Raw genomic sequence first — 15,589 nt, 5'->3', positions numbered from 1 at the left:
AGACAAGCAGTATGAATAACGCACTGGGACTGGTTGAAACAAAAGGGCTTGTCGGCGCTATTGAAGCCGCTGATGCCATGGTGAAATCCGCAAACGTGCAGTTGGTCGGTTACGAAAAAATCGGCTCAGGCCTGATCACCGTTATGGTCCGTGGTGATGTCGGTGCGGTGAAAGCCGCAGTAGATGCAGGAAGCGCAGCTGCAAGCGCCGTTGGCGAGGTGAAATCCTGCCACGTTATCCCGCGTCCGCACAGCGACGTTGAAGCCATTTTACCTAAATCCGCATAAGTCGTTGCAACCAAGGAGCACAGCGTGAAGCAATCACTGGGATTACTCGAAGTTAGTGGTCTGGCATTAGCCATCAGTTGCGCGGACGTCATGGCGAAAGCCGCCTCCATCACGCTGGTGGGCCTCGAAAAAACCAACGGTTCAGGCTGGACGGTGATCAAGATAATCGGGGATGTGGCCTCCGTGCAGGCGGCCATTTCTACCGGTGTCAGTTTCGCGGACCAACGCGATGGGCTGGTGGCTCACAAAGTCATTTCCAGACCAGGGGACGGAATCCTGTCACATAGCGTTACACCGGAACCCGAGCCAACACCCGACCCCATCCAGGTCGAGCCGCAAGAAGAGATGTTGGTGGACAGCACAGCGTCCGAAGCGCCGCAAAATGCGGAGTTGATTAGCTGCAATCTGTGCCTTGACCCAGCCTGTACCCGCCAGAAAGGTGAGCCCCGCTCTCTTTGTCTGCACTCTGGCAAACGAGGTAAAGCGTGATGGATAAACAGCAACTCAAGTCAACGGTCGCCAAAGTTCTGGATGAAATGCGCGAGCGCCCTATTCCGCTGGGGATCTCTAATCGTCATATTCATCTTTGTACTGAAGATTACGTCCGTTTGTTTCCCAATCAGCCTATCAGCAAGAAAAAAGGGCTATTGCAGCCCGGACAATACGCTGCAGAGCAGACCGTCACGCTGGTTGGACCTAAAGGACAGTTAAAAAATGTGCGTTTACTCGGCCCGCTACGAAGCGCCAGTCAGGTTGAAATTTCACGTACCGATGCCCGTACGCTAGGTATTGCTGCCCCGCTGCGTATGTCGGGCAATATTCAGGGCACGCCGGGTATTCGCCTTGTCAGTCCATTTGCTGAACTGGACTTAACATCCGGCGTCATCGTTGCTCAACGACATATCCATATGTCGCCGCTCGATGCCCTGATTCTGCGGGTTTCCCATGGTGATAAAGTCTCGGTCGCCATTAATGGCGATGAACGCCGGCTGATTTTTGATAACGTCGCCGTACGCGTTTCGCCGGATATGCGCCTTGAGATGCATATTGATACCGACGAAGCCAATGCCGCAGGGGCGGATAATCCGCAGGCATTCGCCACACTGGTGACTTCACAATGAACAACGAACTGCTGCAACGCATTATCGAGGAGGTTGTTTCCCGATTAAAAAAACGCGCGGCAAGCACGATCTCCCTCAGCGTCGCGCAGTTACGGGAAGTAGACCCACGGATACTATGCTGCCAATACTCGTCACTGCACATTTTGCAGGCTGACCTGCTCCTGCTGGAGCAAATTGTCGAAAGCAGCCCTGCCAATATGTCGGTAGTCACGATCCACGAAGCGCTGGCATGCGGAGTCCGCGTGAAAATTTCTCTACATCACCAATTGTTACCCGCAGTACCCGTGAAAAAACTCGCGCGTCTGCCGCTGGAGTTTGGTGACGAACTGGGGCGAGCCATCGTTCTGCATCCTGAAAAACTTCTCAGTTACGCCGACGTCGCCCAATTGCACGATGCGGTTCTAGTGCTACGCCGTCGATGTGTCGTCACTGCGCTTGCTCAGGAAACTGTCAGTACGCGAAATGTCCAATTAATTAAGCAGGAGTGAGCTATGCATCTGGCACGGGTTACAGGCGTTGTTGTCTCCACGCAAAAGTCCCCCTCCCTGGTCGGGAAGAAGCTATTACTGGTACGTCGGGTGAGTGCTGACGGAGAGCTGCCAGCCTCCCCGACGACCGGGGACGAAGTCGCCGTTGATTCTGTCGGCGCAGGAACCGGCGAACTGGTTTTACTCAGCAGCGGCTCCAGTGCCCGGCACGTTTTCTCCGGCCCAAATGAGGCCATCGATCTGGCTATTGTCGGCATTGTCGACACGCTTTCTCGTTAGGAGGAACTATGGCGATTTATACCCGCACTGGCGATGCCGGCACAACGGTCCTCTTTACCGGGCAACGCGTAAGCAAAACGCATCCGCGCGTCGAGGCTTACGGGACGCTAGACGAACTCAATGCGGCGCTTAGCCTGTGTATTTGTGCGGCGAAAAGCCCACAGCACCGCCAGTTACTTGAAAACATTCAACTGCAGCTTTTTTGGTTCAGCGCCGAACTCGCCAGCGAGAGCGAACAACCAAACCCAGAGCAGCGCTACATCAGTTCAGAAGAAATTGCAGCGCTGGAAACCGCCATCGATACCGCGATGGGGAGAGTAACGCCGCTGCGCAGCTTTATTTTACCGGGCCGCAGCGAAGCGGCCAGCCGTCTGCATTTTGCCCGTACGCTGGCTCGCCGCGCAGAGAGGCGACTGGTGGAGCTTTCTGCCGATATCGCCGTCAGACATGTGCTGATGCGTTACATCAATCGTCTGTCCGACTGCTTATATGCGCTCGCACGGGCAGAAGATCATGACGCCCATCAAAACGACATTATTCAGAAAGTGGCTGAGCGTTATCTCGCCGCCATCCGTACATCAGCCACAAAGGAGCCGACTATGTCTCTGTCTTTTCAGGAGCTCCACCAACTGACTCGCGCTGCGGTGACGAGAGCAGAAGAACTTCAGGTTCCGGTCGTCATCAGCATTGTTGATGCGAACGGGACCCAAACGGTGACCTGGCGTATGCCTGACGCATTGCTCGTCAGTAGCGAACTGGCACCCAAAAAAGCCTGGACCGCCGTGGCGATGAAAACCGCCACGCATGAATTAACGTCAGCGGTGCAACCAGGCGCGGCGCTTTACGGTCTGGAAAGCCATATGCAGGGAAAAGTCGTCACTTTTGGTGGCGGATACGCATTATGGCGAGAGGGTCTACTCCTTGGGGGTCTTGGCATCAGCGGGGGAAGCGTTGACCAGGATATGGACATTGCAGAAACGGCCATTGCGGCGATTAACGTGAGAACACATCAATGAATACTTCAGAACTTGAAACCCTCATCCGTAACATTTTGAGTGAACAACTCGCCCCGGCAAAAACAGAAACCAAAGGAAACGGAATTTTTCCGTCCGTGGGTGAAGCTATCGAAGCCGCGCATCAGGCTTTTTTACGTTACCAGCAATCGCCATTGAAAACCCGCAGTGCCATCATTCACGCCCTGCGAGAAGAACTGACCCCTCATCTTGCTTCCCTGGCCGCTGAGAGCGCAGCTGAAACAGGAATGGGCAACAAAGAGGATAAATTCCTCAAGAATAAAGCTGCGCTGGACAATACTCCAGGGATCGACGATCTCACCACCACGGCACTGACCGGCGATGGCGGCATGGTGTTATTCGAGTATTCACCATTTGGCGTGATTGGCTCCGTCGCCCCCAGTACCAACCCGACGGAAACCATTATTAACAACAGCATCAGCATGCTGGCTGCGGGGAACAGCGTTTATTTTAGCCCGCATCCGGGCGCGAAAGCGGTCTCACTGAAACTGATTGCCATGATTGAAGATATTGTTTACCGCTGCTGCGGGATCCGGAATCTTGTCGTCACGGTCACAGAACCCACCTTTGAGGCTACCCAGCAGATGATGGCACACCCTAAAATCGCAGTTCTGGCGATTACCGGTGGCCCAGGCATTGTTGCTATGGGTATGAAAAGCGGGAAAAAAGTCATTGGCGCAGGCGCAGGCAACCCTCCCTGTATTGTCGATGAAACAGCCGACCTGGTTAAGGCGGCGGAAGATATCATCAACGGCGCATCTTTTGATTACAACCTCCCCTGCATTGCTGAGAAGAGCCTGATTGTTGTTAGTGCCGTTGCCGAACGCCTGGTTCAACAAATGCAGTCTTTTGGCGCACTGCTTCTCACGAGCGAAGAGGTAGACAAACTGCGGGCAGTCTGTTTGCCCGAAGGCATGGCCAATAAAAAGCTGGTAGGAAAAAGCCCGGCCACCTTACTGGAAGCCGCAGGAATACCTGTTCCGGCAAAAGCGCCTCGATTACTGATAGGTATCGTCAAGGCTGACGACCCGTGGGTTACCAGCGAGCAGCTAATGCCAATGCTCCCCATCGTCACGGTGAGCGATTTTGACAGTGCGTTAACGTTGGCTCTGAAAGTTGAAGAGGGATTGCATCACACCGCCATTATGCATTCACAGAATGTGTCGCGTTTGAATCTTGCCGCACGCACGCTTCAGACCTCCATTTTTGTGAAAAATGGCCCCTCTTACGCCGGGATTGGCGTGGGTGGTGAAGGCTTTACCACTTTCACAATTGCGACGCCGACCGGTGAAGGAACAACATCGGCACGTACTTTCGCACGTTCTCGTCGTTGCGTGCTGACAAACGGTTTTTCTATTCGCTAATGGGGCCGTTATGAAAAGCTTTTCACTGCAAACTCGATTATTCAGCGGCCAGGGAAGCCTGGATGTGCTCAAGCGTTTCACGAATAAGCATATCTGGATTATCTGCGATGGTTTTCTGGCGCGTTCTCCTGTGATTGAAAAGCTGCGCAACACGCTTCCTGCGGATAATCGCATCAGCATTTTCAGCGATATTACCCCCGACCCAACCATTAGCACGGTGGTGCAAGGGATTGCGCAAATGCAGTCCCTGCGACCGGATGTTGTCATTGGTTTTGGCGGAGGCTCAGCGCTGGATGCCGCGAAAGCCATCGTTTGGTTCAGCCGACAGTTTGGTATTGAAATCGAAACCTGTGTTGCTATTCCCACCACCAGCGGCACAGGCTCGGAAGTGACCAGCGCCTGCGTGATTAGCGACCCGGATAAAGGCATTAAATATCCCTTGTTTGATAATGCGCTTTACCCGGATATGGCCATCCTCGATCCAACGCTGGTTGTCAGCGTACCTCCTGCCATCACCGCGAATACCGGCATGGACGTCCTGACACATGCGCTGGAGGCTTACGTGTCCACGAAGGCCAGCGACTTTACCGACGCGCTGGCGGAAAAAGCGGCACAAATCGTCTTCCAGTACCTTCCCGTCGCCGTCAGCAAAGGCGAGTGTCTGGCAACCAGGGGGAAAATGCACAACGCGTCAACGCTCGCAGGAATGGCATTTAGCCAGGCGGGGTTGGGTATAAACCATGCGATTGCCCATCAGTTGGGCGGCCAGTTTCATCTGCCCCACGGACTTGCCAATGCACTGCTGCTGACCCCTGTTATTCATTTTAATGCCCGCGACCCCAGGGCCGCGAAGCGCTATGCCCGTTTCGCTAAAGCCTGCCATTTATGCCCGGATAACGCGAACGATACGGCTGCGCTGAATGCGCTCATTCATCACATTGAGCTTCTCAAAAAACAGTGTGCGTTACCTTCTTTCGTTGACGCACTCAAAGACGGAAAGCAAAACTGGTCACAGCGTATACCGTCGATGGTTCAGGCAGCGCTGGCTGATGTCACGCTGCAAACCAATCCTCGTGTTGCCGACACCAGTGCCATGCAGGAACTGCTTGAGGAATTATTATGAATACAGCCATGGCGGCAGAGTCCACGCTTTATGATGCGCAGACGATACGCGAACGCGTTCGGGCTGCTGGCGTTGTTGGAGCCGGCGGTGCAGGCTTTCCTGCGCACGTAAAATTACAGGCGCAGGTCGATACATTTCTGGTGAATGCCGCCGAATGTGAACCGATGTTAAAAGTTGACCAGCAATTGATGAGCGTCCAGGCAGGTCGACTTATTCGCGGCGTTAAATATGCCATGACGGCTACCGGAGCCAGTGCCGGTATTATTGCGCTCAAAGAAAAATACCAGAAGGCTATCAATGCGTTAGCTCCTCTGCTACCTGCCGATATCCGGTTACACATTTTACCTGATGTCTACCCGGCCGGTGACGAGGTGCTGACCATCTGGATGGCAACAGGCCGGAGGGTCCCACCTGCCGCACTGCCGGTCAGCGTCGGCGTGGTGGTTAATAACGTCCAGACCGTGCTCAACATCGCCAGAGCGGTTGAACAGCAATATCCCGTTACCCGTCGTACGTTGACCGTCAACGGCGCAGTAGCCAAACCCATCACACTCACTGTCCCTATCGGGATGTCACTTCGCGAGGTGCTGGCGCTGGCGGGAGGCGCAACCGTTGACGATCCAGGATTTATTAATGGCGGCCCGATGATGGGCGGTCTGATTACCTCCCTGGATACCCCCGTCAGCAAGACCACCGGTGGGTTGCTGGTTTTACCAAAATCTCATGCGCTGATTCAGCGGCGAATGCAGGATGAACGCACCGTGCTTTCCGTCGCAAAAACCGTATGCGAGCAGTGCCGTTTGTGTACGGATTTGTGCCCAAGGCACTTAATCGGCCATGAATTATCACCGCATCTGCTGGTTCGCGCGGTTAATTATCAGCAGGCGGCCACACCACAGCTGCTGCTCACGGCCCTGACCTGTTCAGAATGCAATGTCTGTGAAAGCGTTGCCTGTCCGGTTGGAATATCGCCGATGCGAATCAACCGTATGCTTAAACGCGAACTACGGGCGCTCAACCATCGTTATGAAGGGCCGCTAAATCCTGAGGATGAAATGGCGAAGTACCGGTTGATCCCGGTTAAGCGCCTTATTACCAAACTGGGTCTTAGCGACTGGTATCACGATGCGCCACTGGCTGAGACTGATTTTTCCACCGATGAAACGACGCTGTTGCTACGCCAGCATATTGGCGCCAGCGCCATCCCATGTGTGCAGCAAGGCGATCGCGTTGTTCGCGGTCAATGCGTTGCCGATGTGCCGACAGGCGCATTAGGTGCGCCTGTCCACGCCAGTATTGACGGTATTGTCAGCGAAATCACTGAGCAATCCATCACGGTAATAAGAGGTTAATCATGTCTCAGGCTATAGGGATCTTAGAACTCACCAGCATTGCCAAAGGAATGGAAGCTGGCGATGCCATGTTAAAAAGCGCGAATGTGAATTTACTGGTCAGCAAGACCATCTGCCCGGGAAAATTCCTGCTCATGCTCGGTGGTGACGTAGGCGCAGTACAACAGGCGATAGCCACTGGTACATCTCTTGCTGGCGATATGCTCGTCGACAGTCTGGTACTGCCTAATATTCATGCCAGCGTACTCCCGGCAATCAGCGGGTTAAATAGCGTGGATAAGCGTCAGGCCGTCGGGATTGTTGAAACATGGAGCGTGGCGGCTTGTATCTGTGCTGCGGATCGCGCTGTTAAAGCTTCCAACGTCACACTGGTACGCGTGCACATGGCATTTGGTATTGGCGGCAAGTGCTACATGGTTGTCGCTGGCGATGTATCCGATGTGAATAACGCAGTAACGGTTGCCAGTGAAAGCGCGGGTGAAAAAGGCCTGTTGGTTTATCGCTCCGTTATACCTCGCCCGCATGAAAGCATGTGGCGGCAGATGGTGGAGGGATAATGGAAAGACAGCCCACCACGGATCGTATGATCCAGGAATATGTTCCTGGCAAGCAGGTCACGCTGGCGCATCTTATCGCCAATCCCGGAAAAGATTTGTTCAAGAAGCTGGGGTTACAGGATTCAGTATCCGCAATCGGGATTTTGACGATTACCCCCAGCGAAGCCTCAATTATCGCCTGCGATATCGCCACGAAATCCGGGGCGGTAGAGATTGGTTTTCTCGACCGATTTACCGGCGCAGTGGTACTGACGGGCGATGTCTCCGCCGTTGAGTACGCGCTAAAACAGGTAACCCGAACGCTGGGCGAAATGATGCGTTTTACCGCGTGCCCCATCACCCGGACGTAATCTCATGAAACGCATCATGCTAATCGGACCCAGCCAGTGCGGAAAAACGTCGCTCACACAATGCATGCGGGGAGAAGCGCTTCACTATCAGAAGACCCAGGCCATAGTCTGGTCGCCCACAGCGATAGATACACCGGGCGAATATCTTGAAAACCGCTGTCTGTACAGTGCGCTGCTGGCCAGCGCCTGTGAAGCAGACATCATCGCGCTGGTCCTCAATGCTGACGCGCCGTGGTCGCCATTTTCTCCCGGTTTCACAGGCCCAATGAACCGACCCGTTATTGGCCTCGTCACTAAAGCCGATTTAGCCAATCCGCAGCGCATTTCCCTCGTTGAGAACTGGTTAGTCGAGGCTGGCGTGCAAAAAGTGTTTGTCACCAGTGCGCTGGAGAATACAGGTGTCGATGAGATGTTCATTTTTCTGAATGCAAAGGAACTTTCATGTCTCACAAAATAATGGCCATTAATGCGGGGAGTTCCTCGCTCAAGTTTCAGCTTCTGGCGATGCCACAAGGTGAAATGATTTGTCAGGGGTTGATCGAGCGTATTGGTATGTCTGATGCGCAGGTCACCCTTAAAACGCCTGCGCAAAAATGGCAGGAAATATTGCCCGTAGCCGATCATCGTGAAGCAGTGACGCTGCTCCTGGAAAAACTGCTCAACCACAATATTATCAGCAGTCTGCAGGAGATCGACGGCGTGGGGCATCGCGTCGCACACGGCGGGGAATCTTTTAAAGATTCCGCACTGGTAACCGATGAAACGCTGGCGGAAATTGATCGCCTTGCGGAACTGGCCCCGCTACATAACCCGGTAAATGCGTTGGGAATTGCAGTATTTCGCCAGCTATTACCCGAAACGCCGGCCGTGGCGGTTTTTGACACCGCTTTTCATCAGACGCTTGACGAGCCTTCTTTCATTTATCCCCTGCCCTGGCGTTACTATTCAGAGCTGGGTATTCGTCGTTACGGATTTCATGGCACCAGCCACAAATATGTCAGCGCCCAGCTTGCTGAAAAGTTAGGGGTGCCTCTCAGCGCCCTGCGCGTCGTTTGTTGTCATCTTGGCAACGGCAGCAGCATCTGCGCCATCAAAGGTGGTCAATCAGTTAATACCTCTATGGGGTTTACGCCACAGTCTGGCGTGATGATGGGCACGCGAAGTGGCGATATTGATCCGTCTATTTTGCCGTGGATTGCCCTGCGCGAGGGCAAGACACCGCAGCAGCTCAACCAATTGCTTAACAATGAATCCGGCTTACTCGGCGTTTCTGGGATCTCACCTGACTATCGCGACGTTGAACATGCCGCAGATACGGGCAATCATCAGGCTGCGCTGGCGTTGACGCTTTTTGCCGAGCGAATTCGCGCCACCATTGGTAGCTATATTATGCAGATGGGCGGTCTGGATGCGCTGGTGTTTACCGGAGGCATAGGAGAAAACTCAGCGCGGGCGCGCGGCGCAATTTGTCACAATCTGAATTTCCTGGGACTGGCCGTCGATGAAGAAAAAAATCAGCGAAACGCCACCTTTATTCAGACAGAAAATTCGCTGGTCAAAGTGGCGGTGATCAATACCAACGAAGAGCTGATGATAGCGCAGGACGTTATGCGTTTAGCGATAGCGGAAACTGTGACGTTGGGCATTCCAGCTTAATCCTGCCGCACTGCAAATTGCGGCAAATCATGGTAATAGCGCGATCGCCATGACACTATGCGCCGAGGATTGCTGATCACAAAGGTGAATACGTGGCTATTGCGCAATGTCCCGCATCATGCGGAGAACTTATCCAGGGCTGGATTCTGGGCAGTGAGAAATTAGTCTCCTGCCCGGTCGAATGGTATAGCACCGTTGAGGTCACTTCAGGCTCACCGCTGGCAGAGGAACGTCCACTTTCACGGGCGATGGTTAATCGGCTATTGCAGCACTGGCAATACCCGCCGCAGATGAGTGAGGATATCCGAATTGATGTCCAGTCAACTATTCCTATCGCTAAAGGAATGGCCAGCAGCACTGCAGATATTGCCGCCACTGCTGTCGCCACGGCACATCACCTGGGCCATCACCTAGATGAATCTACGCTGGCGCAACTTTGCGTTTCGCTGGAGCCTACCGACAGCACCGTTTTTCGTAAGCTTACCCTTTTCGATCATAACGACGCCTCCACGCAAATTGCCTGCGAAGCCCAGCCTCAACTCGATCTGCTGGTTCTCGAAAGCCCGGAAACATTGCGCACTGCTGATTATCACCGTATTCCGCGTCATTCCGGGTTACAGGCAGGTGCTCCGGCCCTCAAACGAGCATGGGAAAAGGTACAGGAAGCTTGTATCAGCCAAAATCCTTACCGGATGGGCGAAGCTGCCACGCTAAGCGCAACCGCCAGCCAGTTGCTGTTACCGAAACCAGATTTTGATTCGCTATTAGCGCTGGTAGAGGAATGTGATTTATACGGCGTTAACGTTGCGCACAGCGGCAGCGTTGTCGGCCTGATGCTGGACAGAACGCGTCATGATGTGGATTACATAAAATGGATGCTGACACAGAAAAAACTGACGGTTCACTGGCCAGAACAGCATTTATTGCGAATGGTCGCAGGCGGAGTGGAACTGCAATAAGGGTCGCCGCACAGCAGCGACCCGGACAAGCATAAATCGTTACTCAGCTTTCGCTTCGCCGTTTTTCAGTTCACCCATGGCTTTCAGCTTCTTAGAAATATCGCGGCGCTCTTTTGAGATCTCAGCATTTTTGATGATGTAATCATCAACGCGATCTTCGTAATCGCTTTTCATGCTAGCGATAATGCCCTGAATCGCTTCCACGCTCATGCCTGGCTTGATGTAGTCGCTCAGGTTGTCCAACAGCAGGACACGTTTCTGGTTGTCACGGATCTTTTTCTCAACGTCCTGGATTTCACGTTGCAGTTTGTTTTTACGACGGAACAGACGAACAAATTCCAGCACGTCCTGGAAAGAAGGCTTGGTAGTTTCCATTTTTACACCCCTGATAATGTGAGATTCGGATTCGTTTAAACAACGGCTAAAGTGGGTCAACATTACTTTCATGCCCGCCATACTTCAAGTTGCATCTGCATCGACAATGCATGGTTGAAACCTGAATTATCGAGGGTAAAGCCATTGCAGTTACCAATGGTTTTAGCCTTTTTCAGTATCATACCTCTAATCGTTGCTGAATCGAAGCAGCAGTAGAACCAATCCCCTCATCTGCTCTTTATTTGCGCAGCGCGCGACAGATTAAATGAGAAAGTAACTCCAGCTGTCGCGCCATCTCCATATTCAACCAAACGTAGCCGTGAATAGGCGTTTCCGCGACATTATCGCCCTTATGCTCAGCGATAAGCTGACGCAGCTCCACCACGGTATCATTGAGCTTCTCCGTATTGGCAAGTACTGGCTGTGGATTACCTTCATATAATGCATGCGTTATCGTCAGTAGCGCCTGCTGCGTCCTGAGCTGAGTTTCACGCAAAGTATGCGCATTCAACATAACAAAGTGACTGGTACGGCTGGCCCAGAGCGCATTGATTTGCAACTCGAGCATGCAGACGAGGTTACGATTAACCGTCTGAATAGCTTCAAAAATGGATTTTTGAATATGCGTTTCTTTACTGGCAGGGACGATGAGCCCGCGCATTTTGACAACCTCGCTCAACAGCTGTTGTAAATGCTTCTCCAGTCGCGGTTGTTCAAGCAGATTGGGGGAGAGCGCCGCCTGGTACACCCGATTGTACCCCGTGACGCAATGCGCCAGTTGAATACGCCAGTGTATAAATGCCCGTTGTGGCCACACGCCGGTAAACAGCATTGCCAGCAACGATCCAAGAATAACGTCGCCGCCACGCCATAACGCCGTATTCATATCCCCAGCGGGAGCGCCCACTACAACGGCAAGCGTAATACCAATCAACAGCGCCTGATACGGTTTTTTGCCCAATGCCAGCCAACCGCAGAGAAACATCGCCACCGCGCACCATATCAGCATCAGCGGAAGCGAAAAAAGCTCCAGACGCAGGGCCACCAGCCCAAGCACCGATCCCAGGATCGTGCCGCCAATACGTTCAAAAGCTCTGGGAACAACGTTCCCCCAAAAAGAAATAGGCCCCATGATCACCACCAGCGTGATCAGAGGCCATGTACCTTCAGGAATGTTTAACAGGCGTACCAACAGAAAAGTGAGAATAAACGCAAGCGCAATGCGAATACCGTGCACTACACGATAATGACGATACAAACGAATTTCAAAAGGGCTCAGTGACTTATTGGCACGCACTCATGCACTCCGTCAGCGAATAGCAAAGAACAGAATTGTACTCGTTTTTTGCCTGAAAATATCATCCTGATTTGCATCAAAAACAGTTACTTCGACTGCACCGGTATGTACATTTCAATGTCCCAGTAGTCATCCTCGATGCCATTGTTCATGTACACTTCAAAGCAGGGTTTAGCAGCTATTTCGAAAGTCGTATCTTGCATCAGGCAGTCAAAAAACTGGTACCACGGCGTCGCAAAGTCATGATTTTCTACACGCGCAACGGCAACAGCATAGTCGCCACCCGCCACTTCGGTCAGGATCACCCCTTCGCTGTTTTCCGGGATCGCAAAATCTTCAGGCACAGATACCACGGTATCGCAACGCAGTTTCTCCGCCGGGACAACGTCAGGATTGTCGTAATAAACGGCTATCCATTCCAGCGGAACAATTTGCTTCCCGTCGACCCACTTCATTAACTGCTCAAAACCTTGCTTTACCGTTTGTTCCCACGGACCAACCATGTGAAAACCGGCAATCCTGCGTTTATCGACCTGTTTAATCTCGTACTCCATATAACCTCCGTGATTACACTGTATGTATATACAGTGTAATTTTTAGGTATTTCGGCCACAAGTAAATAGTGATTATTATGTGAGCAGATTCGCACTCTTGCCAGTCAGGCATTCCAGGAAATAACTACGCCTTGTGGTGGAAATAATCGCTCAGACGCGAGAAAACGCCACCTTCGCTGACGGACTCCAGCGTAACCAGAGGCCAGTGCGCCACCAGCTTATCCCGATCGTAGAGTTCAATTTCACCCACACGCTGATGTGCCGCGATTGGTGCAACCAGTTCTTTCTTATCAAGGACATATTTTGCTTTAATGTTAGCCACTTCCGCTTTAGGCAGGGCCATCCAGAAATCCTGCTCGGTGCCCAGGCTGATTTTTTCTTTGTCGCCATACCAGATCCGTTCAGTACCGACCTGCTTACCGCTACGCAAAACCTGCACCGTATCGAAGTTTTGTTGTCCCCATTGCAGCAGCTTACGCGCCTGGTCTTCGCGCCCTTTCGCACTCTCTGCTCCCATCACAACCGCAATCAGTCGACGCTGTCCATCAACGGCGGAAGCGATCAGATTGAACCCGGCACCGGACGTATGCCCTGTCTTCAGACCATCCACGTTCATGGTTTTATCCCACAACAGGCCATTACGGTTTTGCTGCGTGATTCCGTTCCAGGTAAGGCTTTTCTCACTGTACATATGGTAGAAATCCGGTTCACCATGGATGATAGCTCGCGACAATACGGCCAGATCGTAAGCAGAGCTATGCTGACCAGGCGCATCCAGACCATGGACCGTTTCAAAATGGGTATCCTGCAGGTTCAGCTTTTGCGCATAGTTGTTCATCATCGCGACAAACTGCGGTTGTCCCCCGGCGATGTAATCAGCCAGCGCCACGCAAGCATCATTCCCGGAATCAACAATTAGCCCGCGGCTGAGGTCGCGCACCGAAACGCGATCGCCTTGTTTCAGGAACATCAAGGATGAACCGACGAATACCGGATTGTCTTTCGCCCAGGCATCGCGCCCAACAGTGACAATATCGGTTGGACTAATGCGCTTACTGTCGATTGCGCGGTCAACAACATAGCCGGTCATCAGCTTGGTCAGACTGGCGGGGTTACGTTGCTGGTGTTCATTACCGGCTGTCAGAATTTGGCCCGTGGTGTAATCCATTAATACCCACGCCCCGGCATTTATCGCAGGCGGCTGTGGGGCGAAGCTGGCGGCATCGGTCGCCCAGGCGGACGTAAAACTCATCGTGAATAGTGAAGCGGCAATAAACAAACGGCGTTTCAACAGCATGTCCTCAGAAAAGGGAGAAATAGCCGTTCTTTTTACGGAAGTTCTGTCGAACAAACTTGAATAAATTGCAAGAAAATGTGACATAAGGCACATTTTCTTGCTGTCATACAAGGCTGTCAGCGACAAACCGCGCGCGAAATTATCCTTTGCGTGGCGCAGTCTCTGCGTGATGGCTGCGATGGCGATGGTAGCCGTCGATCATACTGCGGAAAATTTGCCCTGGCGTGTCGCCCAGCGTGCACAGGTAAATATGTGCGCAGATAAACAGTAAGCCGACAATCGCTAGCGCCATATGCAGCACCAGCATTATCGGCCCTGCCCCTGACACCTGCGGGTAGAGGCATAACAACCCGGTGATGATCAACAGCGGAACCAGCGCGTACATAATGGCCAGGTAGGCCAGTTGTTGCAGTGGGTTAAATTTATCCTTTGCCGTTGCGGCAAACGGATGCGGCTCGCCTTTCATGATGCCATACAGATAAAAGCGCGTTTGCAGCAGGCAGCGTGATATTAACCCGTTTAACTTCACGCGATAATGGCAGCCGTTGCCGCTGGTTGCGTTTATTAACACAAAGCCAATCCAGAAGGCCAGCAATGCGAAGCCGCACCAGGTATGTACCTGCACCATCAACGCTACCGGTCCGACAGAGAAGTGGCCAAACAGGCCGCTCAGCAAAAGCAGAATAAAGAGCAGCGCATTTCCCCAGTGCCAACGGCGAACAGCCAGCGAATAGAGGTACTCCCGGTGCTCCTCTCCGGTTACCGTTTTCGGCGCCAGCATCCGACGTAACAGCGCGTGCGTGACCAGGCCCGCAATCATCAGCACAACAATAACGCCCGCATAAATGAGCCACAGCGGCCAGTAGTCCGGCGCATAGTTAAGTTCCGCTCCCCAGATAGAATTCATACTTTACCCTCCTGATGGATCTCTTTACGCCGATAAACACTCACCTGGCCACTACGCGTATCCTGCTGGCGATAAACCTCTTTTTGATTGATCCAGTGCTGGATTTCCGGGTCATCGCGACGACCAAACTTCAACGCATCCGTCGGACAAACGGAAACGCAGGCGGGCGACTGTTCAACATCCAGACGGGTATCCGCGCAGAAATTACATTTGTCTGCGATTCCCGTTTGTGGATTAAGGTAGCGCACATGGAACGGACAAGCAGCGACGCAGTAGTCACAGCCAATACAGCGGGACTTATCCACCTGCACAATGCCGTTTTCATCGCGGAATGATGCACCGGTTGGACAAACGCTGACGCACGGCGCATCTTCACAATGCTGGCAAGAAACACGAACAAACTGGAAATGGGAAAGCGCCTCGGGTTCATGTTCCGGTGAACGGATCTGCACCTGTAAGCGGCTAAAACCTTCAGGCACGTCATTCAGTACCTTGCAGGCAACCGTACACGCCTGACAACCAATGCAGCGTTTTTCGTCATGCAGCATGACATAAGGGTTTGTTGATTGATTCATGATGTACTCCTTTC

The 15,589-nt window shown here is 52.7% G+C and carries 20 protein-coding genes; 14 read left to right on the top strand and 6 right to left on the bottom strand.

Annotated elements, in window-relative coordinates:
• The first annotated feature begins 11 nt into the window (after positions 1-11).
• The 14 genes from pduJ to M4I31_RS09050 all read left to right on the top strand — a co-directional run bounded on the left by pduJ (position 12) and on the right by M4I31_RS09050 (position 10,570).
• Positions 12-287 carry a propanediol utilization microcompartment protein PduJ gene (gene pduJ / locus M4I31_RS09115; RefSeq protein WP_001057752.1) on the top strand — a complete coding sequence of 92 codons (276 nt, stop codon included), beginning with the start codon at positions 12-14 and terminating at the stop codon, positions 285-287.
• Positions 288-311: 24 nt separating this feature from the next.
• A complete protein-coding gene (locus tag M4I31_RS09110) occupies positions 312-776 on the top strand; it encodes a BMC domain-containing protein (protein ID WP_085047973.1) in 465 nt (154 codons plus the stop codon).
• A complete protein-coding gene (locus M4I31_RS09105; RefSeq protein WP_038641680.1) occupies positions 776-1,408 on the top strand; it encodes a phosphate propanoyltransferase in 633 nt (210 codons plus the stop codon). The genes M4I31_RS09110 and M4I31_RS09105 overlap by 1 nt, the downstream gene beginning before the upstream one ends.
• Positions 1,405-1,896, top strand: coding sequence for a microcompartment protein PduM (gene pduM / locus M4I31_RS09100; protein ID WP_038641683.1), 492 nt, complete (start codon positions 1,405-1,407; stop codon positions 1,894-1,896). The genes M4I31_RS09105 and pduM overlap by 4 nt, the downstream gene beginning before the upstream one ends.
• 3 nt (positions 1,897-1,899) lie before the next feature.
• The gene (locus M4I31_RS09095; protein WP_042307565.1) at positions 1,900-2,175 is read left to right on the top strand and encodes a EutN/CcmL family microcompartment protein; all 276 of its coding nucleotides are present in this window, start codon (positions 1,900-1,902) and stop codon (positions 2,173-2,175) included.
• 8 nt (positions 2,176-2,183) lie between these two features.
• On the top strand, positions 2,184-3,191 hold the full coding sequence (pduO, locus tag M4I31_RS09090) for a two-domain cob(I)yrinic acid a,c-diamide adenosyltransferase PduO (RefSeq protein WP_085047972.1): 1,008 nt from the start codon (positions 2,184-2,186) through the stop codon (positions 3,189-3,191).
• Entirely contained in the window at positions 3,188-4,573 is a 1,386-nt protein-coding gene (gene pduP / locus M4I31_RS09085) for a CoA-acylating propionaldehyde dehydrogenase PduP (protein ID WP_085047971.1), read from the top strand. Before pduO ends, pduP begins: the two co-directional genes overlap by 4 nt.
• 10 nt (positions 4,574-4,583) lie before the next feature.
• On the top strand, positions 4,584-5,696 hold the full coding sequence (locus tag M4I31_RS09080) for a 1-propanol dehydrogenase PduQ (protein ID WP_085047970.1): 1,113 nt from the start codon (positions 4,584-4,586) through the stop codon (positions 5,694-5,696).
• On the top strand, positions 5,693-7,048 hold the full coding sequence (pduS, locus tag M4I31_RS09075; protein WP_085047969.1) for a cobalamin reductase PduS: 1,356 nt from the start codon (positions 5,693-5,695) through the stop codon (positions 7,046-7,048). The genes M4I31_RS09080 and pduS overlap by 4 nt, the downstream gene beginning before the upstream one ends.
• Positions 7,049-7,050: 2 nt before the next feature.
• The gene (gene pduT, locus M4I31_RS09070) at positions 7,051-7,605 is read left to right on the top strand and encodes a propanediol utilization microcompartment protein PduT (protein ID WP_003030201.1); all 555 of its coding nucleotides are present in this window, start codon (positions 7,051-7,053) and stop codon (positions 7,603-7,605) included.
• Positions 7,605-7,955 (top strand): propanediol utilization microcompartment protein PduU, encoded by a 351-nt coding sequence (pduU, locus tag M4I31_RS09065; protein WP_032939586.1) that lies wholly within the window; start codon positions 7,605-7,607, stop codon positions 7,953-7,955. Before pduT ends, pduU begins: the two co-directional genes overlap by 1 nt.
• Before the next feature lie 4 nt (positions 7,956-7,959).
• Positions 7,960-8,412 (top strand): EutP/PduV family microcompartment system protein, encoded by a 453-nt coding sequence (gene pduV, locus M4I31_RS09060; RefSeq protein ID WP_085047968.1) that lies wholly within the window; start codon positions 7,960-7,962, stop codon positions 8,410-8,412.
• Positions 8,397-9,611, top strand: a complete 1,215-nt coding sequence (locus M4I31_RS09055; RefSeq protein ID WP_085047967.1) for an acetate/propionate family kinase — start codon at positions 8,397-8,399, stop codon at positions 9,609-9,611. The genes pduV and M4I31_RS09055 overlap by 16 nt, the downstream gene beginning before the upstream one ends.
• A gap of 92 nt (positions 9,612-9,703) precedes the next feature.
• On the top strand, positions 9,704-10,570 hold the full coding sequence (locus tag M4I31_RS09050; RefSeq protein WP_085047966.1) for an L-threonine kinase: 867 nt from the start codon (positions 9,704-9,706) through the stop codon (positions 10,568-10,570).
• A 39-nt stretch (positions 10,571-10,609) separates the two neighbouring features.
• Here M4I31_RS09050 and M4I31_RS09045 read toward each other — a convergent pair whose 3' ends face one another.
• The 6 genes from M4I31_RS09045 to phsB form a co-directional block, all read right to left on the bottom strand.
• Positions 10,610-10,945, bottom strand: a complete 336-nt coding sequence (locus M4I31_RS09045; RefSeq protein ID WP_032939582.1) for a DUF496 family protein — start codon at positions 10,943-10,945, stop codon at positions 10,610-10,612.
• Between the two features lie 238 nt (positions 10,946-11,183).
• Positions 11,184-12,242 (bottom strand): FUSC family protein, encoded by a 1,059-nt coding sequence (locus M4I31_RS09040; RefSeq protein WP_038641701.1) that lies wholly within the window; start codon positions 12,240-12,242, stop codon positions 11,184-11,186.
• A gap of 86 nt (positions 12,243-12,328) precedes the next feature.
• Complete coding sequence (gene sbmC / locus M4I31_RS09035; protein ID WP_085047965.1) at positions 12,329-12,796, bottom strand: DNA gyrase inhibitor SbmC; 468 nt, start codon at positions 12,794-12,796, stop codon at positions 12,329-12,331.
• Positions 12,797-12,920: 124 nt separating this feature from the next.
• On the bottom strand, positions 12,921-14,093 hold the full coding sequence (gene dacD / locus M4I31_RS09030; protein ID WP_069323527.1) for a serine-type D-Ala-D-Ala carboxypeptidase DacD: 1,173 nt from the start codon (positions 14,091-14,093) through the stop codon (positions 12,921-12,923).
• 139 nt (positions 14,094-14,232) lie between these two features.
• Positions 14,233-15,000, bottom strand: a complete 768-nt coding sequence (phsC, locus tag M4I31_RS09025) for a thiosulfate reductase cytochrome B subunit (protein ID WP_085047964.1) — start codon at positions 14,998-15,000, stop codon at positions 14,233-14,235.
• Complete coding sequence (gene phsB, locus M4I31_RS09020) at positions 14,997-15,575, bottom strand: thiosulfate reductase electron transport protein PhsB (RefSeq protein WP_085047963.1); 579 nt, start codon at positions 15,573-15,575, stop codon at positions 14,997-14,999. Before phsB ends, phsC begins: the two co-directional genes overlap by 4 nt.
• Positions 15,576-15,589: the final 14 nt, after the last annotated feature.

This window comes from Citrobacter sp. XT1-2-2, from assembly GCF_023516235.1.
Taxonomy (GTDB): domain Bacteria; phylum Pseudomonadota; class Gammaproteobacteria; order Enterobacterales; family Enterobacteriaceae; genus Citrobacter; species Citrobacter werkmanii.
Note: the sequence above shows the minus strand (reverse complement) of the source record. Positions and strands in the feature narration are given on the sequence as shown.